Here is a 25,486-nt window from a genome sequence, read left to right as displayed (position 1 = left end):
TTTCTCCAAGTAATCCTGCTAAATAATAACGGAATCCCTTTTTTTGACCTTTGGTTTTAAATAAATCATCAAACTTTTGACACCACTTTTCAAAGCATGGAGGTAAGGCAGATAGGATTGTTTCTCTGATCGCTAGAGTATTTTCAGGTAAAAGTATTGCTATATAATGATTCGGTACTATTTTAACACATTTTTTTCCAAAAGTCCAGCTACAAGCAATTTTTTCTCCCGTACTGACACCTTTGGCAATGAGTTCTCTAGGAAGGGTTCCCATACCCAATTCGTTGCCAGCATAACCAATGCCAATGGAGATGATTTCATTGAGAGTAAATAGGAGATGCAAAGGAGCGGTATCAGCAGTGATATCCTTGCCGATCATATTCCAGACAATACCATCGTAACCGGGACCAGCTCTTTCAATGGCAATAACGTGAGAAACTTGTGGTTTGGCACTTTGCCAGGCATTCACAATAGAAGCAACAGAGGGATCTTCTACACTAGCTGCATTGACAGGAACAACATCAACAGAAACTTGATCCGATATTCCGGCTGCTTGGGCAGCAACCTTGACAGCGTTCAGACATAAAGGATCGGTCACTAAAGGGACCGGGATGCCAACTCGAAGTAATCCTGCTGCGAGGTGAGCGCAACCAATGGGGCCATCAGTTTCCGCCGCTGGAGGATTTCCTCGGGGAACAAAAAAGCCTGTCATAATTGCCACATGAGGGGATGGAGGTTCAGAATAGGGAGTGGGATCTTTCTGTTGTACGTTTCACATCCAATTAAAGGAGAACCGTCCTTGCCGAAATGAGTAAACCATCAAAAGCTAGAAATAGCTAGTACTTTGATAATTTGTAACATTTTGTAACTAAATGATTGACAAATGGTACAAAATCTTATGCCAATTTTTTAGTTGAATAGGTACAAAGTTTTAGGACTTTAGGGAGCAGAGAACTAGGAAGAAGAAAAGTAGAAAAAGGTTAATTTTACGCTGTATAGCTGTATATCACTATCCGAAAAACTGCTGTAACTTGTCACCAAAATGATTGTGAAATTTAACTTTTCTATACCTCAAAAAAAATAATCCCACTTTCAAACATAGTGAGATTATTTAACAAAATCAAACTTCAAATCTTTCTTATAAAGAAGAACCTACACCAACATAGGCACCATAAAAGAAAAGACCCACAACTACAAGTACGCCAGTTCCGGCAACAGTAGCAACCAACCATAAAGGAATTCTACCTGGTTCGGACATCATAATATTTCACCTCATTATTTCAAAACTACTTCGTACTAAAAAATTTTTACCTACAAGGTAATTGCTCAACAATATACTTGTTAACTTTCTACTAAATCTTACTAACAATAGGTCACCCCAATAGGGTGACTTAATATTAGTAATTTCTCTGTTTTATTTCTCAAATTAGTTAAAGAAATAACTGGAAAACAGAATACCAAGAACAAATACTAATAACAAACCAAGGTAGAGTGAAGTACGATTTAACTCTACTGGTTGTTTATTAGTATTTTCGCTACGATCTAAAGGCATAATATACTCCTATCTTTGAATAAACTGCATAGCTGCGATCGCACCTAAAAAGAAAACTGTAGGCACGCCAAGGGTATGAACTGCTAACCATCTAACTGTAAAAATTGGATAGCTAACTGGTTGATTTGGATTTCCGCTAGTCATAATAAAAATCTCCTAAATTTTCAACTATTCACCAATAAATTCATCAATTTGTTTTTTAGCTTCAAAACGGTCTGATACAACTGGTAATTCTTGTCTTTGCTCAGTATAATACTCGTTAGGTCTAGGTGTACCAAAAACGTCGTAAGCCAAACCTGTACTTACAAATAGCCAACCTGCAACAAACAGAGCTGGAATAGTGATACTGTGTATTACCCAGTAACGAATACTTGTGATGATATCTCCAAACGGACGCTCACCTGTATTACCGCCAGCCATCTAATTTTATCCTCCAAATTATCTCTAACCATCATCTAATATGATAGTTTTAAAACCTTTCTAAATACCTCATCCCATCACTAATTAATGGTTTGAGTTTTTTGTCTTTGTTAACAACTAAAGATAGACTAACTTTTTGCCTTCTTTAAAATCTGTTATTTTTATCTGTTAGTTAGACGGGATCAATTATAACATATCCAGTCTAAATTTTCAGCTACTCAAGCAACATCAAGAAATTAAATTTTCCCACCTGAGTGATACTACTCAATTAAAATTATGAGGAAGAATTTTTCTCTGATCTCTTGGTCAGCGTTCCCTTGCGACTGGCGTCGTCGCGGGGTCTGACCGCATATTGTATTGAGTTTCAAGCTGCTTCTGAAACTGCTGAACCATTGTATTTCAACACAGTTCCTCTTTGACCAAGAATAAAACCTTTTTCTTGGTTAATAAAAACAATTTTGTAGAAATTTTCTGGAACATTCTCTACATCACGGTCTTTTTCCCAAGTCTGACCGCCATCAACACTGCGAAGTAAATTACCACTACCACCAGAGACCCAAATTTCATCAGGAGTTCGATAAGCCAAATCTAATAAACCCCAACTTGTGGCATATTCTGGAGTAATAGCTTCTCCCCACTCTTCAGGATTTTCTGGATCGCTAAACCGCAGTTGGCCTCCTCGTGCTAATAGCCATAAACGACCATCATCAGTGAACCCCATATTTTCCAAACGGCGAGAGTCTTGACGATTATGAGGAGTCCAAGCTCTTTGGCCTGGTTCCCAACTAGAGTAAAAATTACCCTTTGCCGAAACAGCAATATAGTTACCATCAGGAGAACGGGAAATATTTCTCACTACTCCCACAGCATCCTCTACTTGAGCGCGCCAATGTTGGCCAACATCTTCTGTGCGATAGATAGCTCCCACATCAGTAGTCATCTCAGCAGAATTAGGCCCAAGAGCAATAATAGTATTAGGGGCACCTGGCAATTTAGAACTTAGAGGAATCTGATTCCAAGACTCTCCTTCATCATCCGTGTGTAGAAGTAAAGAAGGCTGTCCTAAAATCCACCCTTCCTTACCATTAAAACTCACTGAAGTCAAGCGAACTCTTTCTTCTATATCAATACTTTTAGGTTGCCAAGTTTTACCACCATCAGTAGTCTCTAAGAGAGTAGCATTACCACCAACAATCCAACCATGGTCAAGATTACCTGTAAATCCGATATCAAATAACTTAGCCTCAGTTGGTAGTTGAACTACTTCCCAGGGATTGTAACCTATTCCAGGTAAAAAGGCATTTTTGCAGCCACTACAAAGTATAACTGCTGCTAGTATTATGAAAATTTGTTTCCAGGACTTTACTATTGAGTGCATCACATTAAATCATTAATAAGCCTTTAGGCCATCTTATCGTAAACCATATAAGCTCAAGAAAAACAAAAATCCTGCGGCTAAAGCGCCGAAAATTAGAATATTTTTCTGGCTTGGTGTGAGTGTATTAACACCAAAACCATATCCAAGGTTTTCTTTGAATCCGGAAGGACCTTCAGCTGGTCCAACATTCACAAATTGAACCTTAGTTGCTGCACAAACAGGACAGCGCCAACCAGGGGGTAAATCTGAAAAAGCAGTTCCGGGCGGAATATTACCAGTAGAACTTCCCTTCTTCGGTTCATATATATATCCACAGGCTCGACATTCATACCGATCCTGTTCCTCTGTGGCCTCAGTGACTTGCTCGCTCATAGTTCCAAAAGATTGAATAGCAATTATGAGAACATCTTTAATTATTATTACAGAATTGGTGTAATTCGAGGAGATGAGTATTGACAAATGATTAATACCCAACTTGATACAGCTACTTTTAGCCTTTTTGTTGTGACTTTTGAGTTAAAAATTAGAGTGACAAAAGCTTGTGGCTCTAGTCTGATGAGGGTTAAACAGCACAATCGTAACAATCGCTAAAAAAATAATCTCTCGTTATAATCTTTAACTTAACTAGAAAGTGTCAAAATGTTCACAGATAAAAGTCCTAGTTACTTAGGAAATGTAGGTTAATTGTGTTTACTCTTAGTGGTTACGAATATTTTCTAGGCTTCCTACTAATTAGCAGCCTAGTTCCAGTTATTGCCTTAACTGCATCTAAACTACTGCGGCCTAAAACTCGTGGCCCAGAGCGACGAACTACTTATGAATCGGGTGTAGAACCAATTGGTGGAGCTTGGATACAATTCAATATCCGTTATTATATGTTCGCCCTGGTCTTTGTCATCTTTGATGTAGAAACAGTATTTTTATATCCTTGGGCAGTGGCCTTTCATCAATTGGGACTTCTAGCATTTATAGAAGCCCTAATTTTCATCACAATATTAGTTGTTGCTTTAGTCTACGCATGGCGTAAAGGAGCTTTGGAATGGTCTTAAGTCCTAATCAAAACCAAAACATTATAAATCCTATTGAGCAATCTCCCCAGGTTACTCAAGAACTTTCAGAGAATGTTGTGTTAACTACAGTTGATGACCTTTACAACTGGGCACGACTTTCTAGCTTGTGGCCTCTACTGTATGGTACAGCCTGCTGCTTCATTGAATTTGCAGCTCTGATCGGCTCTAGATTTGACTTTGACCGCTTTGGCTTAGTGCCACGGTCTAGCCCTCGGCAAGCAGACTTACTAATTACTGCAGGTACAATTACCATGAAGTATGCCCCAGTCTTGGTGCGTCTTTATGAGCAGATGCCAGAACCTAAATATGTAATTGCTATGGGTGCTTGTACAATTACTGGCGGGATGTTTAGTATGGATTCACCTACAGCAGTTCGTGGGGTAGATAAATTAATCCCAGTAGATGTTTACATTCCTGGTTGTCCACCACGTCCAGAAGCAATTATTGATGCTGTCATTAAGCTGAGAAAAAAAGTTGCTAATGAATCTTTGCAAGAACGTGCTCAACTGCAGCAGGTACATCGCTACTACACTGTTAAACACAATATGAAAGTGGTTGAACCAATTCTGAATGGTAAGTATCTCAAGACATCAGACCGTGAAACACCACCAAAAGAATTGACAGAAGCAATAGGTATGCCTATACCACCTGCACTGCAAGCTGCACAAAAAGAGGAGGTAAATCGTGGCTGAATCAGAAGCTCCAATAGTTGAAGCAGGTCAAACTTCAAAATGGCTGACAGAAAATGGCTTTGAGCATGAGTTTCTAGAACCAGATCATCTGGGGGTAGAAATGATCAAAGTTGACAGAGAATTTTTAATTCCCTTAGCTACAGCTTTATACGCTTATGGGTTTAACTATCTACAATGTCAATGTGCTTATGATGCAGGTCCTGGACAAGACTTGGTAAGTGTTTATCACTTAGTTAAGGTCAAGGACGATGTAGACCAACCAGAAGAATTACGTTTAAAGGTATTTGTGCCCAGAGACGATCCTAGACTTCCTTCCGTTTATTGGATCTGGAAATCGGCTGATTTTCAAGAGCGGGAATCCTATGATATGTATGGGATTATCTATGAAGGACATCCTAATCTCAAACGCATTTTGATGTCTGAAGATTGGGTGGGTTGGCCATTGCGTAAAGATTATATTTCTCCAGAATTCTATGAATTACAAGATGCCTACTAAATTTTAGGTTGAAACTTTGACCTTTTGACCTAAGTAGTATTAGTAATAATAGCCTTTAGACAATTGGTAAAAAAACATTAAACAGAGAAAATTAGCTTGATTTGATATTTACATTCAAGTCAATTTCTATCTATTTTCTTAAGGTTTCAGGAAATAGGAGAAAATTTTTCTGGAATTGGAACTTGTCATAGATTAATAACGTCCCGACACCATAGCACCCCCCTATTTTTTGATTAGGTGGGTGCTTAATATTACTAAAAGATTCAATAATTAAATTTTGTTTATGGGCTCAAAAATAAAGTATTCTAGTCTATTTTCTAATCTAATTGTCACATTCTTGTCAACCTGATATAATCCTCAGCGTCCGCGCTTTAGCTTTACTCGTTATTGGGTGATAAGCATTATATTGATTTAAGGTATATCTGTATTATTGGTGTAGTGGTTTTTAGCCATTAGTTAAATACAAATCGCTATCAAAAAATCTTGAAAGAGAACTCCTGCTATAATCGCGAGATTTAGCGATGAGATGAATTTCAAAGTTGTAAATTAATTGAGTGGTAGCGAATTAGTAAAGGGTTAATAGCGGTGGGGCACACCGTTCAATAAAAGCGCACCGCCTGCGCTGAGGTTTCCTCAGCGTAAAGACGGAGCAAGAAAAGCTTGTGGAGACGGTCTGGCAGGGGTACAGCTCAACTTGTTTGATTTGTTATCTAGTTAAGAGTTTGTGAAGCAAGAATCCCCCGTTATAATCAAGCGATTTAACGCTGGGAGTGTCAATAGCATAAATTTACGGTGGAGGAGTTAGAACGTGAATGATGGTATGAGAAACAGCTCCCAACTTGGCGGGAGCGGTAATATAGTAGGTGTCACATTTAATGACATAGATGGGGATGGAATTTTTGATACAGAAGATCAAGCAATACCTGGTGTTACAGTCTATTTAGATCAGAATAACAACGGTATTCAAGACCCCAATGAATTATCTAACATTAGTCGTTCAGATGGTGTCTACAACTTTTTGGGATTAGTAGATGGTGAATATTTTGTCAGACAGGTTCCACCCAGTGGCACTGTTTCAACTACACCACTGCCAGTACCAGTGAGCATAGTCGGTGGAAGTATGGTCAGAGAGAGCAGGATAGCTCTTGGTAGTGGCATAGGTAGCCCAACACCAACTCCCACTCCAGTTCCCACTCCAGAACCTACTCCAGTTCCCACTCCAGTGACAGGACCAGGTAGAGGTAATATTAGTGGTGTATTATTTGAAGACTTAAATATTAATGGTGTCCGTGACTCTGGGGAACCAGGAATTTCTAACAGCCAAGTATTCCTTGATGCCAACCGAAATGGCATTTTAGAGGAGGGGGAAGCCAGTACTTTTACAGATGAATTTGGTTTTTATTCATATGTAGACGTATTCCCTGGCCAATACAACATTGACGTTATCAGGGAACTAGACGAAGCAAGAACAACTCCTAATTCAGTAATTATAATTACTGGTCTAGAAGAAGAACAACCAAATATAGCTCTAGATATTGGTATAGTTACTCCTAGCGGGACTGGTAATGTTGAAGGAGCGAAATATCTCGATCTTAATGCTAATGGTATTTTAGATCCTGACGAGCCTGGAATACCAAACTTTACTATCTATGCAGATCTCAATAGTAATCACATTCTAGATGTGGGTGAACCATTTGATATCACTGATACTAATGGTGTTTACTTCTTACCTAATCTTCCAGCAACTCGCCTGACTATTCGGGAGGCAGAGCAACAAATAGGATTCAATCTGACAACTGATTCTCAGACTGTTGATGTACCTGATGGAGAAACTTTATTGGGCATCAACTTTGGTAATGCTGAAAGAAATGTAATTGCCGGTGTCAATTTTGTAGATAACAATAGCAATGGTGCTATTGACCCAGGAGATGTAGGTTTATCAAACTCTACTGTATATCTAGACCTCAACGAAAATGGGATCTTTGATCCAGAAGAACCATTCAGAATTACTAACAATGAAGGTGAGTACAGCTTTAATACTTTACCACCAGATACTTATGTTGTCAGAGTAGTACCTCAACCAGGATTTACTCAAACAACACCAGATCCAGTTATTATTGTCACTAGTGGGGACGATTCTAACTTCGTAAATATTGGTACTGCTCCTGACACCCCTTTACTTCAGGGTGACTTAATTGGGAATAAGTTCAACGATTTTAATTCAAATGGAATTCTAGATCCAGGAGAACCAGGTTTAGCAAACTTTACCCTGTACTTAGACCAAAACGGCAACAATATACTAGACCCTACAGAACCTGCTGCAATATCAAATGTTGCTGGTGACTTTAGCTTTACTAATCCTCCTGTAGGAACTTACTTTCTGCGAGAAATACCCCAACCAGGTTTTGTGCAAACTACTCCAGATCAAGAAATTACTCTGAATGCACCTATTAACGTTTTGCAAGGTGATGCTCCCATTATCTTGAATGTTGGTAATGCTGTAATTGTAGATCCAGTTCCAGTTCCAGAACCAGTTCCAGAACCAGTTCCAGAACCAGTTCCAGAACCAGTTCCAGAACCAGCACCAGAGGAAACTACTGATGCTGACACTGCTACAACAGAAGTAACCACTGATGCTGGCACTGATGCAGAAGTGACCACTGATACTGATACTGCTACAACAGAAGTAACCACTGATGCTGGCACTGTTGCAGAGGAAACTACTGATGCTGACACTGCTACAACAGAAGTAACCACTGATGCTGGCACTGCCACAGCAGAAGTAACCACTGATACTGATACTGCTACAACAGAAGCTACCAGAATTAGTAGTCAAGTTACATTAACAGGCAGAATCGCTGGTACTAAATTTAGTGACAATAATGGCAACAATATAGTAGATCCAGATGAACCTGGTCTTGGTGGATTCACTATTTACCTAGATACCAATAATAACCAAGTTCTAGATCCCGATGAACCTACATCTATTACAAACGTAGATGGTAGCTATAGCTTTGAAGGTTTACCACCTAATACTTATGTAGTCAGGGAAGTTCAACAACCAGGCTTTATACAAATTACTCCCGATCCAGTAATTACCATAGTTGGGGGTGACGACGTTGACTTCGTGAATATTGGAAACCAACCTGATGTACAAATAATTCCCGATCCTCCAACTCCAATTCCTACCCCTCCTCCAACTCCAACTCCTACCCCAATTGTAAATACTGATAGCACGGGTACAATTACTGGTGTTAAATTTGACGACCGCAATGGTGATGGTTTAGCAGACACGGATGAACCAAGACTTATAGGTGTCGAAATCTTTGTAGACCTCAATAATAATGGTTTAGCGGAAGCTAATGAACCATTTACGCTTACAGATGCTCACGGGGAATATCGGTTTACCTTGCCACCAGGTAACTACAGAGTACGAGAAACACCACCTGCTGGTTTTGTTAACACTACTCCTACTCCTATTGTTCCTGTTGTTCCTGGTCAGACTGTCGTTTATAACTTCGGTGATAGTAGTATTTTTGACCCCAACACCAGCATTAGTGGTGTAATCTTCACTGATAGTAACAACAGTGGTTTTCAAGATCCTGGGGAAGCAGGTATTCCAACTGCTCAAGTTTTCCTAGATCTAGACGGTGACGGAAACCTAGATAGCAGTGAAGACCTCAACCTTAACGGTGTACTGGATGATGGCGAAGACCTAGACGGTGACGGAAACCTTGATATAAGTGAACCTGAAACTTTCACCGATCCTGATGGTCGTTATGTCTTTAATGGTTTAACCCCAGGGAATTACACAGTTGATGTTGTTCTGCAAGAAAACTTATTCCTAACTAGCAGTAATCCCATTATTAGTGTTACTGTTGGTCAGGTACTACCAGATCCCAATATCTCACCCACTCCAATTAATCTTCCTCTCGGTCAGAGTCTAAATGATGTTGACGTTGGTGTTAACGTCACATCACCAGATGAAGATACTGTTAGTGGTATTGTATTTGCTGACAACAATGGTAACGGACTATTTGAACCTCTAAAAGGGGAAGTAGGTTTGCCTGGTGTTGAGGTGTTCCTAGATGTGCACACAGATGGACAGATACAAGGCTTTGAACCAAATCAAATTAGTGGTCCAGGTGGTACTTATGGTCTAGATACATCTGATGTATCAGGCTCATTTCCGCTTCTACAAATTCTTGATCGCACAGGGTTCATTCAAACTACTCCACCAGCATTTGTATCAGCTGACGGTAGTGTTGTTTACAACTTTGGAAACCAACCAGAAACCTTAATTACTGGAATTGTTTTTGAAGACTTTAACAGTAACGGTATCCAAGACTTTAACGATACTAACGGTAATGGCATCCTTGACCCTGACGAATTTGTAGAAAGGGGTGTTCCTGGTTTCCGTATCTATGTCGATATCAATGAAAATGGCATTCTTGATAATGACGATATTGAACCTAATACCTTTACAAACACAGATGGAGAATATGCAATTGTTGGTTTGTTACCAGGTACTTACACACTACGTCTGATTCCAAATCCGGACAACTTTACTTCTACTACTCTAACAGACCTCACAATTACTGTTGATGAGTTTGAAAATTCCAATCTGGAAATTGACTTTGGCCAGTCTCCGATAATTCCTCCTCCTGGTCTTGCTAATATTTCAGGTATTGCATTCATAGATGAAAACGGAGATGGTTTAGCAGATGCAGGTGAACCTCAACTACCTGATGCTGTTATCTATATAGATGCCAACGATAATGGGGAACGAGATGATGGCGAAAGATTTGCACTTACCAATCAATTTGGTCTCTATGATATCCCCAATGTATCTCCAGGAACTTTTGTAATTCGTCAGGAACCATTTCCTGGTTTTACCGACTCTACTACTCCAGAACCAGTGATAATCACTTTGATAGAAGGGGATAACGCTGACTTTGTTAATTTTGCCAACGACCCAACAGGGTTACCAAAAGCTGTTCTTCCTGTTGTTAGTATTGGTGGTATTGTTTTCAATGATATCAACGGTGATGGTCTGTTAGATCCAGGAGAGAATGGTATTCCTGGTACTACAGTATTCCTCGATCGCAACGATAACTCAATTCTAGACAATGAGGAACGTACTGCGATTACTGATTCACTGGGTGTATACGACTTCGATGGTTTACCTCCTGGTACCTATACAGTCCTGCAAATTCCTCCACCAGGTCTATTCCAGACTACCCAAGACCCAACTCTAACTCTGTTTGCAGGGGATGATGCTAATTTTGTCAATTTTGGCAACAGTGCTAACCCACCAGTTATACCACCTCAACCACCCATACCACCTATTGGTACTGGTAGCATTAGTGGGATAACTTTTGAAGACCTGAATGGTAATGGTTTCCTAGATGCTGGCGAACCTGGTATTGGCGGTGTTGTTATTTACTTCGACCAAAACAACAACTCTGTTCGAGATGCTGATGAAATATTCGTTGCTACTGATGCCAACGGTAATTACGGTTTCTCAAACTTAGCAGATGCTAGTTATACAGTTCGGCAAGACCTAAACCCAGATCAGGCAGCAATCTTTACTCAAACTGTTCCTGGTCCTAATGAACCAGTATTTATCAGCACTTTTGGTGGTGCTAATGTACCTGGTGTTAATATTGGTAATATCCGTCTATAAATATCGAGATAAATCTAGATATTTAGATAGCAACAAAACTCAGGGTGGAAACTGAGATAGAACTATAAAATTAAATTTTTAGCGTAGTCAATCATTTTGGGAAATTTGACTACGCTTTTGTTTTTTTGACCTGTTATATCATGTCCGGATAATTAGGGTTTGCGCTTCACTAGTCTTTTAGTAGGGGTAGGAGACAACCCACCCCTCGCCCCTCCCCCTCCCAGGAGGGGAAGACAGGAGAAATGGGAATGAGCCAGGAGGTAGGAGTAAGAATTTTCCTAAGATTGTTCTGCCCAACTATGCGCCTAAAATACGCTCCTTTTTGAGCGTTTTATATCATGTTCCCCTCCGGGGGAGCTACGAATTGCGGATAATCAGTTATAATAAATCTTCTGCCTTCTAACCTTGCTCTTTCCCTTCTGCCCTCTGCCCTCTGCCTTCTGCCTTTGGTCCACAGATATTATAAGTATTCAACCGAACATGATATTAGACGTGATACCAGGCACTTTTTTCGACCCCAAAAAGTACGCCTGTTTCAATTCACTTACCCTTTAAAAGTGAGAATTTTGGGGTGAGGGGGGCATAAAAATCAAAGAACCATTATTCCTCCTACTTTCCCTGTCTTCCCACCCTCCCCGCACTTTACTTTTTTCAGCTACGCGATCGCACTCCCACTCACTAATCCTCTTTTCATTTTAATAAGCACCTACGCAGAGCGAATCACTTACCTCAAAAATACACGAAAATTTCTTGACAAGCAACTACCCTGTATTTCTTACGTATCAATACTTTGAAAAAATGGCCAACGAGAAGCGATAACTACGTTTAGCTGTGCTATCGCAGCCCAAATTCCCCCATTTTTTCCCCTAAATAGCTCATTTCAACTTTTTTGGCAAAAATCAGTTTAAATTCCAAATATATTTGAGACTATTTCATAAATTTAATTAATATAAATATATTTTACCGAATAATTAAGTCCAGTAGGGTGCATTAATGAAATGTAACGCACCATAATCAAAGAAAGAAGAAACAGGGCGATCGCTCTGTGCTCCTAAGAGAAAACCAAAACCAACCAATCAAGTACTCCAGTAGTGAACTGACACACCTAATTTTCTGCAAAATTTGTAGGGTGCATACTACTTACGGTTAAAATTCAATTGTATTAAATATTACAAATCATCTTATACAAAAGTTATATAATTTTAAAATTCAATGCAAATAAAATTTCAGCCCAAATTTAATTATTAAAAGAATTGTCTGTAGTAATTTCTACTCCTAATTTTCCAGCTAACGTTTTCAAGCTGGATAATGGTCTAACAATTATTCATCAATATATTTCAGTCACTCCAGCAGTGGTGATAGATGTGTGGGTAAGAGCAGGTGCTAGGGAGGAACCCGATAAATGGTCAGGTATGGCTCACTTCCTAGAACACATGATTTTTAAGGGAACAGAAAAATTAGGTCCTGGAATCTTTGATCAAATAATTGAAAATCGTGGCGGAATAGCAAATGCTGCTACAAGTCACGACTATGCTCATTTTTTTATTACAACTGCTGCCCAATATGTAGAAGAAGTAGTACATCCATTGGCAGAATTATTGTTGCGTGCCTCCATACCAGAATCAGAATTTGCTAGAGAGCGGGAAGTGGTATTAGAAGAAATTCGTCAATCAGAAGACTGTGTTGATTCGATAGGTTTTCAAGCATTGATGGAGAATGTTTACAAATATCATCCCTACCGACGTTCAGTTATGGGTACGGCAGAACTTCTGAGAGAGCGAGAAGTTGATGAAATGCGTTGTTTTCACAATTATTACTATCAACCAGAGAATATGGCAGTGGTAGTTATTGGGAGAGTAGAGGAAACCCAGGTAATAGAATTAGTCAATGCAGCTTTTGCCAATTTTCCCGAAAAATCTTCTCATTGTCCGCGAGTCGAGATAGCAGCAGAGCCGTTAATAACTGAAGTTCGTCGCCAGGAAATATGTTTGCCAAGATTAGAACAAGGTCGTCTAACAATGGCTTGGTTAGGACCTGGAGTCGAACAGGTAGATGATGCTTATGGATTGGATTTACTGTCAATATTATTAGCCGATGGTAGAAATTCTAGATTGGTTCGAGAATTGCGCGAAGATTTAGGTTTAGTGCAAGGAATTGTTAGCAGTTTCTCTTTGCAGCAAGACTCAAGTTTATTTACAATTAGCGCCATGCTAGAACCGAAAGATATTCCAGAAGTAGAAGCACGAATTGGCGATCAGCTTTATGAGTTATTAAATCAAGAGATTTCAGAGGTAGAATTAGCTAGGTGTCAGCGTTTATTATGTAATGATTATGTGTTTTCCATTGAAAGTCCAGGACAGCTAGCAGGTCTTTATGGTTATTATTTTACTATAGCAAATCCAGAGTTAGCAATTAGTTATCCAGAAAAAATAGCAGCATTTCAACCACAAGAATTACTCAATTTAGCTAAAAAATATTTATCTCCAAATCGCTATGCAGTCACAGCATTAATACCTATTTAGGGTTTGCATAAGGAGTTAGGAGTCAGGAGTCAGGAGGAAATAAAGAAGAAGAAAGAAGAAGAAAGAAGAATAGTTTTTTGATCACGCTATTATCCGGACATGATATAATTTCATATTAATTTAATGGACATACACTTATTTGAGTTGTTACTATTTTGATTATAAGTGCAAAAAACTATATTGCTCCCAACTAAAATTCTAGGTAAAAGTTTATGTCTGATAATCTTTCATTACTAAAAAATCGAGACTACACATTTATTTTTGCTCGAAGTTTTGAAAGCTGGTCTGCTTCTAATGTGTATTATGAAGATTGGATTGCAGCACAAATAAAAATCATTGATTTAGCCAAGCATTGTCAATCATTAGATGATGATGGAATTACTGTTTACCTTGCTTCTAGTCCTTTTATCAAGCATACAAACACAGAAGTAGTAAAATTAGCTCAACTATTTCAGCTAAAAAATCCTCCAGAAATAATAGATGTAGTAAGTAGTCTAGAAGATGCTCTGGATGACTATTTTCAACGCCGAGATGCAAAGAAAACTAAAAATGGGGATATTATTCTAGTATTAGTAGATAAAATTTCTGATGAACAAGAAGCTTTGGTAAATTTAATTATTAATGCTACTGAAAAAATCGACCTAATTCCAGGTACAGAAAATAGTTATGAACTAGGAATTAGTTTTTTACAAATTGGTGAAGATCCAGAGACAAAAGAATGTTTGACTTTCCTAGACGATCATCTCGTTAAAGCTGGTGCAAAATGTGATATTGTTGACACGAAGTTTTGGTATGAAATTAAGCAAAAATCTCTCACAGATATTCTGATTCATGCTTTAGTTGATTAGCAAAGTACTAGCATTAGAAATATAGGAAAAAGTGATAAGAGGTTGACTTAATTAGAACATTAGAGAATGGCGGTAAAAAACGACAAAAAATCTTACTATTTGGGGTGCTTAACTGTTGAGTTTAAGCGGAGCAAAACCCAACTTACTGTGTGAATGATTGGCGATCGCTCCACATTAGTAATATGGACTACTATTTAACTGCAAATTCAGTATAAGGACGAATATGTTCCGGTTTAAATGCCAGAACAATTTGCTCTTTAGGAATGCCAGCTTCCATTAAGTCCGTAGCAATACCATCCTCTATTCCATCTCTTTGTATCCAGATTTTATGATCTATAATTTGCAAATGAACTAAACAACCATGTACTCTTTCTCTATTTTCCCATCCCTCTAAAAGAATGAGATAATTATCAGAATCTTGATCAACAATTAGTAACCTGTTCACTTCACCTGTTGCATAACATAAATTAGCATAATAACCCAGAGATTCAATAATAACTGTTCTCAAATTGTCTAAGTTATCCATTTTAATATTACTTCCTGAAGTTAATCGAAAACTAATAATTTAAGTCGTTGATTTTCTAATAAAACTTGACCAATGGGGTCTTCAAAAACGTCAACATAAGTTTCTTGATGAATAGCTAAATATAAAGTTATTTCTGGTTGTGTTCTTACTAATAAATCATAGTAAAGAATATATTGACCTAACGCTTTATCTAAATCATCTATAGCAGATTTACCAACAAAAAATTTTAACTTCAACGGCAATTTTTTGACTATCTTTTTCAGCAGCAATTAATTTTTATGCTCCTAAATCAACGCATAAATCTCTTTTTCCCCAGCGAATAATTAGGGGGTCATTGGTTACAATCCAGTCATCTTTCTCTAGGGCAGTTTTCACAGTATTATGATAAATATCTTTAGCTGGCATTTCTAATAATTTTTAATAATTGTTATATTGTGTTTTGTGGAATGTGCATCTTACCCATTCCTAATATTTTCACCGCAGGCAGGATACTCACCCCACTTATATTCATCCCATCCCTCAGCAATGCCCAAGATACTTAAATGAGAAGTGCTGTAAGAAATGCTATATGCTTTAATAAAATAGTAGTTAAATTTAGTAATTAAAGCAAATGGTCACTAGATTAATTAAATTAGAAGATGGGACTTTAGTAGAAGCAGAAATTCCTGACGATCAAGCAGAGACCATATCTAGTAGTACTATAAAAAAAGTCGAATCTACTTTTGACAAAGTTGAACCTATATTAGCTAATATTAGTCGTCCTATTGCTAAAGCTTGGAAAAAAATTGATCAAGATATGAAGGTAGAACAAGCTGAGGTAGAAGTAGCTTTTAATTTTGAAGGTAAAGGTAATCTTTATATTACTCAAGCAAAAGCGGGTGCAAATTTAAAAGTTAAATTAGTGCTGAAACCAAGACCGCCAGAAGATGATTAGAATGCTAGAAGAATCTATTGTTTTAATTTCCAGTGCTAGTAAAGAAGAACCAGAAGTAAATAACATTGGTACTGGATTTCCTTTTTATAGAGAAAAAATTTATACATATTTACTTACCTGTGCCCATGTTGTTAAAGATGTGGGTGGCGATGGGAATGTATTGGTGAATAATATTCCGGCAGAAATTGTAGCAATAGGAGATGTTAAAAGTTTTGATTTAGCCGTGTTGCGAGTTGAGGGACTTTTGCATATTCCACTGCTACAACTAATATGTTTATCCGAGGCAAAAGAGAGAAGTTTTCAGATAGCAGGTAACTATCTTTATGGTGAAGAGAACAAAAGAAGGCTCGAAATTATTAGTGGAGTTTTGGGTAAAAAGGATTTCCTCACTCAAAGTAATGAAAGGGTTATAGCTTGGGAGTTGTTAATAACTCAAAGTGACTGCCTTAAAAAAGGTCATAGTGGGGCACCTATTGTTGATTTAAAAACAGGTTTTGTTTTGGGTGTCGCTACTAATAAGGAGAGAGAGGGAAAAGTAGGACTAGCTATTTCTGTGGAAGCTTTGAAAAAGATTTGGTCTGAAATACCTCCTACTTTTGATTTGCAATTTCAACTAAACAGTCTAGTTTTTTCTGCGGAAGAAAAAGACTGGAAAATTTTCCAAAAAGTCTATGGTAATTGTTGCCCAGAAGACTGGCCCTACACTGATCCTCAGAATATTAAGGAGATGATAAATTATCTTCTGGATATGCCTCCGCGCAAGAATTCTTATAGTTCGCTGATAGAGTTTATTGCCCGTTTGTTGATAGAACCAGAAATTAAAAAATCTGAATATTATCAGCAATTAAAAAATTGGGGTGAAAATAATTACACTGATTTAGATAAATTATTAGAAAAGTTAAAAAATGTTAGAGAAGAACAGCAAACCAGTTATTTAAAAAGTTGCTTAATGATATATGTAAAACCTAGTTGTTTAGAAAAGGATAATCGGCGATATTTAGTGTCGGCCTGGTTTATTCCAAACCGCGAAAAATATAATTATCAAAATCCTGAAAATTGTTACTTTCTCGAAACAAAAAAAGATGATTTTTCCAGGGCAGAAATTATAAATTTGCTCAAAGATTTTTGGGATGAAAGTGACAAATACGTTCCTCAAAGCCATGGCGAGCAAAAAACTATTGTTGAATTATTTCTACCTAGAGAATTATTAACTCAAGCAGTGGAACTTTGGGAAATTGAACCTCTTGAAGATTTAGAACCTGTTGGCGTTGATAATCAAGTCGTTATTCGTTCTAGTCAGCGTCTGGAAAAAAATTATCTGAAAAATCGTTACCGCAATAAATGGATGAATAGATGGAATTATTTATCTGAAAAATTACACGATTTTTGTCATTGTTGTTTGACTGAAGAATGTAATGATGAAGCTTTAATTTTAAAACTTACTCAAACCCCATGTCCAGAAACTTTGAAAAAAATTGACCAAGCAGCAATACCAGTAGCTATTTGGTTTAGAAATAATATAGAAGATGTTGAATGTATCAACAGTATTTTTGCAGTAAAAGTTAAAGATTTGCTAGAAGAAGTTAAACAACAACGTAAAACAGCTTTTGAGGAAAAACAATCCCAACATATAGGAAATCATATATCATTATTTTGGGAAGACCCAAATTCCATTCCACCTAACATTTACTATTCAATGCCATGATGACATCTTGGAAAATCTTTCAGGGAACTCCTGAACAACCCCATAACGGGATTAAGCATCTGCCTAAACCCCCTAGTTGGCGCGACTTTAGCAATAGCAAAGAACAACGGGGTGCTACTTATAAACCCAAGGGAGAAGAAATAGACCTGGTTAATGCTGCTCTTTACCTGCGACGTCCTCTATTAGTTACAGGTAAACCAGGTACTGGTAAAACTTCCTTAGCTTATGCTGTGGCCAAAGAATTGCAACTAGGAGAAGTATTACGTTGGAATATTACTACTCGTTCTACTCTCCAGGAAGGATTATACCGATATGATGCTATTGGTAGATTACAAGATGCTCAGGGAAAAGATAATTTATCTGAGATTGGCAAATATATACAATTAGGACCTTTAGGCACAGCTTTCATTTCTAGCGAGCATCCTCGGGTACTGATAATTGACGAAATAGATAAAAGTGACATTGACCTACCCAATGACTTATTAAATATATTTGAGGAAGGGTGGTTTGAAATTCTTGAATTGGCACGCATCGCCGATCGCCTACCTCCAGAAGTTTCTGTGAGAACCAGTGACCAAAAGTATGCTAAAATCACTTTAGGAAATGTAAAATGTGGGGCTTTTCCTTTCGTAATTTTGACCAGTAATGGAGAACGGGAATTTCCCCCTGCTTTTCTGCGACGATGTTTGTGCTTAGAGTTGAAAGAACCCGATAAAAATGAGTTAACAGCGATCGCTATAGCTCATTTAGGAGAAGATATTGTTGAGAAGGCAGAAGATATAATTGAAATATTTCTCAAACGACGGAATAAAGGACAGTTAGCGACAGACCAATTATTAAATGCCATCTATCTATTGAGCGGTGAAAAATCTCCATCGGATTCTAAACGAGAAGAGTTGGTAGAAAAAATACTCCAATATTTGACCTACTCTGAAGAGCTATGACACAAAACAATGATTCTCGTTCTGATATATCTCTAGAGGAAAAACTACAACGTCTGCAAAATATTCTTGAAAAAGTCAAGTCTGACTTAACTGGTAGAGAGTTGGCAGAAATTCTGTGGTTTGCTGTGCAAATAGAAGGTGGGAAACCACTACAAACATCTACATCTGCTCAATTTCCAAAACCACCATTTCCTGAACATCAAATAGAATCGCCATCTTTGGCAAGCAAAGCCATCCCAGAAACTTCTGCTTCTCAGACAAAAAAAGAAAAAGCTGCTGAAGTATATCTTCCCAAAACCAGCACTACTGGAACAACTATCAAAATTCCTGCTGCTCCTGCTTTGAGAAATACCTTAGCTTTAGCTAGAGCAATACGCCCTTTAATGCGGAAAATATCTTCCTCTACAGAAAAAATCCTGGATGAACCTACCACAGTTCGACGTATTGTCGATGAAAAAATCTGGCTACCTATTCTCAAACCAGCACCTCAAAAATGGTTGGAGTTAGCATTAGTCATTGAGGAAAGTAACTCTACAATTATTTGGAAGCAAACTATTCAGGAACTTCAGGAATTTTTGGCATACCATGGAGCATTTCGGGATGTGCGAGTGTGGCGTTTAGAAATGAATGGCACCAAGGCACAACTATTTCCAAATATTAGTAAAAACAAACAACAACGTCCCCGTAACCCGAAAGAAATTATTCATCCACGAGGGCAACGTTTAGTATTACTGGTGAGTGACTGTGTTTCTATTTCCTGGCGAAATGGTTCCATTTATCCACTGCTGAGTTTGTGGGGCGATCGAGGTTTACTGACAATTCTACAATTATTTCCAGAAAGACTTTGGCATCGCACTGGTTTAATTCAAGGTATCTCTACTCAACTAAGCTCTCTGACTCCCGGAACTTTCAACTCTCAACTCAAAGCGGAATGGGAAATTGGTGATGAGTTAGAAGAAGAAGAGGAGTTAACCGATGTAGTCAAAGTACCAGTTATTACTCTCGAAGCTCAATCTTTTGCTAGTTGGTCTCGTGTCATAGCAGGTTTTAGCAGCAATACAACTGCAGGATTTATATTTTCCCCTATTTTAGTAGAGTCTGAAATTTATTCTCCTCAACCACAGGAAGAAACTATAACTGCTCAGGAAAGAGTAAGTCGGTTTCGTGCGACTGCCTCTAAATTGGCACGTCGTTTGGCAGGGTTGATAGCAGGTGCGCCAGTTAGTTTTCCTGTAGTTAATTTAATTCAACAGACGATGTTACCTCAGTCTAAGCAAGTTCATGCAGCAGAAGTATTTATGAGTGGGTTGTTGAAACGGGTGTCGTTAGAAGAAACAGAGGTAGAATATATTGAGTATGAATTTTATGATGGAGTACGAGAGTTATTGCTGCAGTCTGTGCCTAAAAGTCAGACTCTTTTAGTTATAGAAAAAGTTTCTGAGTATATTACTAAACGTTTGGGTTTGTCTGTGCTAGAGTTTGAAGCTCGTTTGTTAGCATCTTCGTCAGATTCTGAACTTCGTCCGTTTGCTCGTTTGAAAGCTCAGGTTTTAGGACAATTAGAAGGAAATTTGGTTTTACTAACTGACTTTCAATCCAATAATTTGGAGGAATTACTTAGCCAGAGAAAATGGGAAGAAATTGAATCATTAATCCGCCACGACCCTGAACTCACAGTCCAAAAATTGGATGATTTTCTCTACCCGTTAGAAACTAAACATCCAGATCGTTATGTTCGTGAAGCTGCCGTGCGTGCTTTAGGGAGGATGATTGATGCAGATGTTACTCAGAAAATCTTATTGCAAGCAGTTGAACCAATAGTTCAAACTCTTCGTAAAGATGAAATTAGTCAGGTGCGAGATGCCACTAAAGAATCACTTGAAAAAATTTATTATAAGGTTCGAGAGCAACTAAAGCAACCTTCTCCACACCCAAATATTATCCAAGTTGACCGAACTTGGAGGCGCGAAAATAATCAAGAAGCTAGTAGGTTTTACCATGAAATACTCCACGAATATTTACAAATTGAAGGTTTTTCTGAACTCCCTTCAAGTAAGTCAGAAGCAGTAAAGTTGCTCACAAAATTTCTTCGCCAGCTCAATGACCTAGACATTCTAGCTGCCACGGCAAGAGAGTTGGGAGAAAAAGGTTCACCTGCTGCCGACTCAGCAGTGCCAGAACTGATTAAAGCTCTAGACTTCAATAATAAGAATAGCGATCGCTATCTGCGACAAGAAGCAGCAATAACCCTGGGAAGATTGACACCTACGATAGAAATTGTAGATGCTCTCAATAAAGCTTGTCGGCAAGATGTTATTAAGCAGGTGCGTGAAGTTGCTTCTCAAGCATTAGAAAAAATAGCAAATCTAGATACTTTGATAGGAAAACGAGCGAAACGTCACCTTCAACTGATGCACCCAGACAGATTACAAAAGCTAGAAATAGGTATAGAAACTTCAATTGAAACTCTAAGATATCTTAGTAATTTCAGTAGCTTGAGTAACGAACTGCTCGATCGACTAATCGAAGCTGCTGAAACTCTTGGTAATTGCCAAGAACCAGAATTTATGGATGATGCAAATAACGTATTGATAAAAGTGCTAGAGAATGAAAATCCAAGTATAGTTGCTGCTGCTGCTGACGCACTAGGTAAAATAGGTAATTTACTCACTTTAAAACCCCTGCTCGGTAAACTCAAAAAAGTAGAACGTGGAGATTGGATTGCACGGGAGTACATTGTTAGAGCACTAGGAAACTTACAATCAAAGCTTTCAGAAGAAGATGAAAATATTGATCCAACACCAGTTATCAATGCCTTAATTGATAGGTGGCGTAACGATCCAATTAGTAGTGTTCGAGAAGAAGTTGAACCTGCTTTAGACAAGATATATCAAATAACTCGCCATCCAATTGCTTATAAAGCATTAAAGAAATATCCTGACTATAATCAGCAAAATGTTGCCAACTTCTACAAAAAGTTTTTTGATGAGTTTCCAATTACTAATAAATAATATTAATTCAGCGATCGCTCACCATCATTTATTTTGAAGAATTTAACTAAATTTATCTATGCAATTTTTCCTTACTTTTAGCAACTATTCTCGAACCATATTTATTAGCCCAAATCTGAGTAAATTCTGCCCCAAAAAATAGAATTTGCCAGGAGTAATTAATCCATAATAATAGTACCACCAAAGAACCCGCAACACCGTAAGCTGAACCTGCTCCACTATTACCTAAATATAATCCGATTAAACTTTTACCAACTGTGAATAATACAGCAGTAATTGCTGAACCGATCCAAACATCACTCCAGGCTATTTTTACATCTGGCAAAAATTTATAAATTCCAGCAAATAATAACATTACTATACCAAAGGAAATAGAAACATCAATCAGACTCCAAATACCATCTGGAGTATTAAGTATTTTATTAAGCCATTGATTAATTGCTGTTAATACAGCACTAGCTACCAATAATAAAATTAATACTAAACCCGCTCCTAAGACCATCCCCACTGACAACAAACGGTCTTGAATAAATCCGACAATACCGCGATTTGGTGGAGGTGAAACATTCCAAATCATATTTAAAGCTAGCTTTAATTGGGCAAATAAATTTGATGCTCCCCAAAACAGGGTAGCAAAACCGATGAGAGTGGCAACAATTCCTGACTGGGGACGAGAAATATTGATTACCAGTTGTTCAATGGTTTCTGCAATTTGCTGACCCATAAAATTTTCTAGTTGTGTAACTAACTCTCCTTCAGCAGCAGATTTGCCAAATACAAAACCAGCGATCGCCACTGCAATAATAAATAATGGCGCTATAGAAAACAATGTATGATAAGTTAAAGCTGCGGCTAAAATTGGTGCTTTATCTTTTTGCCATCCTTGAAAAGTTTTTTTGAGTAGTCGAAAGATTATTTTATAGTTCACAACTTGAGTTTCCTTGATATAAGTAGGGTTTGCGCTTCACTAGTCTTTTAGTAGGGGTAGGAGACAACCCACCCCTCGCCCCTCCCCCTCCCAGGAGGGGAAGACAGGAGAAATGGGAATTATAGAGGAGGTAGTCGGAAAAATTGTAAGAGTGATTTTTCTGCCATAATCGTCCCAAAATACTAGCTTTATCCAGCTCTTTGAGCTGAAAAACTGGCACTTTTTTAGACCAAAAAATGCTAAAACCAATATCAGTCAATGCTTTGATATTTAATCAGCAAGCCCTATTTAAAGATAAGAGTCCATATTTTAGGGGCGAATGCCATTCGCCTCTAACCATTGTATGACGACGACAGAATTATATTGCTCCGAAGCCAACGGATTTGATATCAGAGGCGATCGCTATTTCTTGAAGAAGGTGGAACGGGAAAATATCAGGAACGGGAACGGGCAAGATGCCCCCACGCACAAAACTATTAAAATCATCCCGCATTTATGCAACACCTAATTTATCCCTTGAGAGCTGATGGCTGACCGCTGACCGCTGAGTGCTATTTTAAAGTCTAATTGCTGCTCCCGGTCCAATGGGAATTCCGAAAATAAACCAGAAGATAAATAAAGCTGACCAAGATATTAGGAAAGCTAAAGAATAAGGTAGCATTGTAGCAATTAAAGTTCCCATTCCTGTATTTTTATCGTATCTCTGAGCAAAGGCAACAATAATTGGAAAATAAGGCATCAGAGGCGTAATAATATTAGTTGTAGAATCTCCAATTCGATAAACCATTTGTGTCAACTCTGGTGTATAACCAACTAACATTAACATCGGCACAAATACTGGAGCCATAATATTCCATTTAGCCGATGCCGAACCAATAAATAAATTAATAAAACCACTAACAATAATAAAACTTATGAGCAAAGGCAACCCAGTAAAACCAGTAGCTTTGAGAAAATTTGCACCATTAACAGCTAAGATAATGCCTAAATTACTCCAACCAAAATAAGCAACAAATTGAGCAGCAAAAAATGATAAAGCAATATAATAACCCATTAAACTCATAGCCTGAGTCATACCTTGAGCAATATCTTTATCGCTCTGAATTGTACCTGCTGCTTTTCCATAGACAATACCAGGCAGAATAAATCCTACCATTATTATTGGTACAATTCCCTGGAAAAAAGGAGAAGGAATAATAGTTAAAGTTTCGGGGTCGCGCAATATTCCTTCTGGAGGTAAAACTAATATTAATAAAAGCACTACAAAAGCCAATAAAGAATATCCAGCCCAACGCAAACCTTTTCGTTCAGCAGTAGTCAATTCTGGAATTTCTTCTTGATTAATTTCCCCATGATATTTACCAAGACGAGGCTCAACAATTTTATCCGTAATATACCAACAAACTAAAGTAATAACAAATGTAGAAACTACCATGAAATAATAATTAACTGCTGGATTAACTGTATATTCAGAATTAATTAATTTAGCCGAATTTTCAGTAATTCCTGCTAATAAAGGTTCGATAGATCCAATTAATAAATTAGCACTATAACCTCCAGAAACTCCAGCAAAAGCAGCAGCTAAACCTGCTATGGGATGACGTTTATATGCTAAAAATACTAACGCAGCAAGAGGAGTTAAAACCACATATCCAGCATCAGAAGCAAGATTAGACATTACCCCACAAAAAATAATCGCTGGAGTAATAAACTTTGCTGGAGCAACTAACACTACCTGACGCAGTAGAGCAGAAATTAATCCTGTAGACTCTGCGACTCCTACCCCTAACATTGCTACAAGTACGGTACCCAGGGGAGGGAAATTAACAAAGTTACTCACCGCTTCGGTAATTATTCTGCGGATACCTTCAGGAGTAAACAGAGAGACTGCTTTAATAGTTTCTTGAGTTGCAGGATGTACAACAGATAGATTTGTCAAATTAGCGATCGCGCTAATCAAAATTACTGCAATAGAAAGATAGAAAAATAATGTAATTGGGTCTGGCAATTTATTGCCAACTTTTTCAATAAAAATAAGTGCTTGATTAACTATGCCCAACTTTTTAGACTGTTCTGGGGGCGGTGTTTTCGTCATCTTGACTGTTTCCTTTGGAGATGAAAATACAATTTCTCATCATCATACTATCGGAAGGAGGAAGGAAGAAGCAAGAAGGAAGAAGGAATAAAATTAGCATAAAACTCTATTGCGCGATCGCTTCCAACTCCTCATAAAAATATTTTTGTCCCATTGGGGAATTTGTATATTATCATTTTCTTTGTGGGTTTAATACCCCACCGTCTACACGGTGTTCAAAATTACTTGGGGGAGCGTAGACGCGGAACGGCTTGTCGAAGACTATCCCCATGTAATTTTCCTCCTGTCTCCTGTCTCCTGTCTCCTTCTTCAAATTACTAATCAAGTGTACTACATAATTATGTTTTGGCCTAGTCAAGAGTAATTGCCTCAAACTCAAATCAGTTAAAAAATTTTTTTTCCTTCCAACCCTTGAAATTTTTGTCTTATATTATTTATGTAGTATAAAAATATAGATCAAAGCAAACCAAGTCATCTGTACCTTAAAAACAAAATAGATACTACATAGTTATTCATAGCCTTGTGGACGACTAGATAAGTCACTCTGATTCTCAGTCAGAGACAAGAGCATGGAAACTAAAATGTCTTGAGATAGGGTTGCTATGAAAATCAGCAAAAATGATGATGTAATTTTTATGATATGATGTCAACAAAATTAAATATCTAAAATAACATTAAA

The 25,486-nt window shown here is 37.8% G+C and carries 24 protein-coding genes; 11 read left to right on the top strand and 13 right to left on the bottom strand.

What is annotated here, in order from left to right; translation table 11 throughout:
- From F6K06_RS25490 to F6K06_RS25460, 7 genes are all read right to left on the bottom strand, one after another.
- On the bottom strand, positions 1-712 hold a 712-nt coding region (locus tag F6K06_RS25490; protein WP_287243476.1), incomplete at its 3' end, for a glutamate cyclase domain-containing protein.
- Positions 713-1,138: 426 nt separating this feature from the next.
- Entirely contained in the window at positions 1,139-1,261 is a 123-nt protein-coding gene (locus F6K06_RS25485; RefSeq protein ID WP_124147169.1) for a photosystem II reaction center protein J, read from the bottom strand.
- Between the two features lie 165 nt (positions 1,262-1,426).
- Positions 1,427-1,552, bottom strand: a complete 126-nt coding sequence (locus F6K06_RS25480; protein WP_124147170.1) for a photosystem II reaction center protein L — start codon at positions 1,550-1,552, stop codon at positions 1,427-1,429.
- A gap of 9 nt (positions 1,553-1,561) precedes the next feature.
- A complete protein-coding gene (gene psbF, locus F6K06_RS25475) occupies positions 1,562-1,696 on the bottom strand; it encodes a cytochrome b559 subunit beta (protein WP_094677274.1) in 135 nt (44 codons plus the stop codon).
- A gap of 24 nt (positions 1,697-1,720) precedes the next feature.
- Positions 1,721-1,972, bottom strand: a complete 252-nt coding sequence (psbE, locus tag F6K06_RS25470) for a cytochrome b559 subunit alpha (RefSeq protein WP_124147171.1) — start codon at positions 1,970-1,972, stop codon at positions 1,721-1,723.
- Between the two features lie 364 nt (positions 1,973-2,336).
- Positions 2,337-3,350, bottom strand: a complete 1,014-nt coding sequence (locus F6K06_RS25465; protein WP_124147172.1) for a photosynthesis system II assembly factor Ycf48 — start codon at positions 3,348-3,350, stop codon at positions 2,337-2,339.
- 33 nt (positions 3,351-3,383) lie between these two features.
- Positions 3,384-3,722 (bottom strand): rubredoxin, encoded by a 339-nt coding sequence (locus tag F6K06_RS25460; RefSeq protein WP_124147173.1) that lies wholly within the window; start codon positions 3,720-3,722, stop codon positions 3,384-3,386.
- Between the two features lie 87 nt (positions 3,723-3,809).
- On the opposite strand from F6K06_RS25460, the gene F6K06_RS25455 reads away from it, so the two are divergent.
- The 7 genes from F6K06_RS25455 (at position 3,810) to F6K06_RS25425 (ending at position 14,664) form a co-directional block, all read left to right on the top strand.
- The gene (locus F6K06_RS25455; protein WP_275670445.1) at positions 3,810-3,941 is read left to right on the top strand and encodes a hypothetical protein; all 132 of its coding nucleotides are present in this window, start codon (positions 3,810-3,812) and stop codon (positions 3,939-3,941) included.
- A gap of 95 nt (positions 3,942-4,036) precedes the next feature.
- Positions 4,037-4,399, top strand: a complete 363-nt coding sequence (gene ndhC, locus F6K06_RS25450; RefSeq protein WP_287243474.1) for a photosynthetic/respiratory NAD(P)H-quinone oxidoreductase subunit C — start codon at positions 4,037-4,039, stop codon at positions 4,397-4,399.
- Entirely contained in the window at positions 4,390-5,112 is a 723-nt protein-coding gene (gene ndhK / locus F6K06_RS25445) for a photosynthetic/respiratory NAD(P)H-quinone oxidoreductase subunit K (protein WP_287243473.1), read from the top strand. Before ndhC ends, ndhK begins: the two co-directional genes overlap by 10 nt.
- Complete coding sequence (locus F6K06_RS25440; RefSeq protein WP_124143450.1) at positions 5,105-5,608, top strand: NAD(P)H-quinone oxidoreductase subunit J; 504 nt, start codon at positions 5,105-5,107, stop codon at positions 5,606-5,608. The genes ndhK and F6K06_RS25440 overlap by 8 nt, the downstream gene beginning before the upstream one ends.
- Before the next feature lie 808 nt (positions 5,609-6,416).
- Complete coding sequence (locus F6K06_RS25435) at positions 6,417-11,294, top strand: SdrD B-like domain-containing protein (RefSeq protein ID WP_287308907.1); 4,878 nt, start codon at positions 6,417-6,419, stop codon at positions 11,292-11,294.
- A 1,253-nt stretch (positions 11,295-12,547) separates the two neighbouring features.
- A complete protein-coding gene (locus F6K06_RS25430) occupies positions 12,548-13,816 on the top strand; it encodes a pitrilysin family protein (RefSeq protein WP_124143447.1) in 1,269 nt (422 codons plus the stop codon).
- A 212-nt stretch (positions 13,817-14,028) separates the two neighbouring features.
- On the top strand, positions 14,029-14,664 hold the full coding sequence (locus F6K06_RS25425; RefSeq protein ID WP_124143446.1) for a hypothetical protein: 636 nt from the start codon (positions 14,029-14,031) through the stop codon (positions 14,662-14,664).
- 190 nt (positions 14,665-14,854) lie between these two features.
- Here F6K06_RS25425 and F6K06_RS25420 read toward each other — a convergent pair whose 3' ends face one another.
- The 3 genes from F6K06_RS25420 to F6K06_RS34265 are packed head-to-tail and all read right to left on the bottom strand — an operon-like array spanning position 14,855 to position 15,595.
- Entirely contained in the window at positions 14,855-15,190 is a 336-nt protein-coding gene (locus tag F6K06_RS25420; protein ID WP_124143445.1) for a XisI protein, read from the bottom strand.
- A 20-nt stretch (positions 15,191-15,210) separates the two neighbouring features.
- Positions 15,211-15,426 carry an element excision factor XisH family protein gene (locus F6K06_RS34270; RefSeq protein ID WP_338043130.1) on the bottom strand — a complete coding sequence of 72 codons (216 nt, stop codon included), beginning with the start codon at positions 15,424-15,426 and terminating at the stop codon, positions 15,211-15,213.
- Between the two features lie 40 nt (positions 15,427-15,466).
- Entirely contained in the window at positions 15,467-15,595 is a 129-nt protein-coding gene (locus F6K06_RS34265; RefSeq protein WP_338043129.1) for an element excision factor XisH family protein, read from the bottom strand.
- 205 nt (positions 15,596-15,800) lie between these two features.
- Here F6K06_RS34265 and F6K06_RS25410 point away from each other — a divergent pair, with 205 nt between their 5' ends.
- Genes F6K06_RS25410 through F6K06_RS25395 form a run of 4 tightly spaced genes read left to right on the top strand, consistent with a single transcriptional unit; the run spans position 15,801 to position 21,784 of the window.
- Positions 15,801-16,124, top strand: coding sequence for a CU044_2847 family protein (locus tag F6K06_RS25410; RefSeq protein ID WP_124143444.1), 324 nt, complete (start codon positions 15,801-15,803; stop codon positions 16,122-16,124).
- A gap of 1 nt (position 16,125) precedes the next feature.
- Positions 16,126-17,829, top strand: coding sequence for a trypsin-like peptidase domain-containing protein (locus tag F6K06_RS25405; protein ID WP_161564353.1), 1,704 nt, complete (start codon positions 16,126-16,128; stop codon positions 17,827-17,829).
- The gene (locus F6K06_RS25400; RefSeq protein WP_124143452.1) at positions 17,829-18,773 is read left to right on the top strand and encodes a MoxR family ATPase; all 945 of its coding nucleotides are present in this window, start codon (positions 17,829-17,831) and stop codon (positions 18,771-18,773) included. Before F6K06_RS25405 ends, F6K06_RS25400 begins: the two co-directional genes overlap by 1 nt.
- A complete protein-coding gene (locus tag F6K06_RS25395; protein WP_124143442.1) occupies positions 18,770-21,784 on the top strand; it encodes an SAV_2336 N-terminal domain-related protein in 3,015 nt (1,004 codons plus the stop codon). The genes F6K06_RS25400 and F6K06_RS25395 overlap by 4 nt, the downstream gene beginning before the upstream one ends.
- Before the next feature lie 52 nt (positions 21,785-21,836).
- Here the strand turns inward: F6K06_RS25395 and F6K06_RS25390 are convergent, their stop codons facing one another.
- The 3 genes from F6K06_RS25390 to F6K06_RS25380 all read right to left on the bottom strand — a co-directional run bounded on the left by F6K06_RS25390 (position 21,837) and on the right by F6K06_RS25380 (position 25,165).
- Positions 21,837-22,712, bottom strand: coding sequence for a YihY/virulence factor BrkB family protein (locus F6K06_RS25390; protein WP_287243469.1), 876 nt, complete (start codon positions 22,710-22,712; stop codon positions 21,837-21,839).
- A gap of 556 nt (positions 22,713-23,268) precedes the next feature.
- Entirely contained in the window at positions 23,269-24,807 is a 1,539-nt protein-coding gene (locus F6K06_RS25385) for an AbgT family transporter (RefSeq protein WP_124142866.1), read from the bottom strand.
- Between the two features lie 172 nt (positions 24,808-24,979).
- Positions 24,980-25,165, bottom strand: a complete 186-nt coding sequence (locus F6K06_RS25380; protein WP_124142867.1) for a hypothetical protein — start codon at positions 25,163-25,165, stop codon at positions 24,980-24,982.
- Positions 25,166-25,486: the final 321 nt, after the last annotated feature.

The sequence above is a fragment of the Okeania sp. SIO1H4 genome, from assembly GCF_010672695.1.
Lineage (GTDB): Bacteria > Cyanobacteriota > Cyanobacteriia > Cyanobacteriales > Microcoleaceae > Okeania > Okeania hirsuta.
This window is presented reverse-complemented; position numbering and strand designations above follow the sequence as displayed.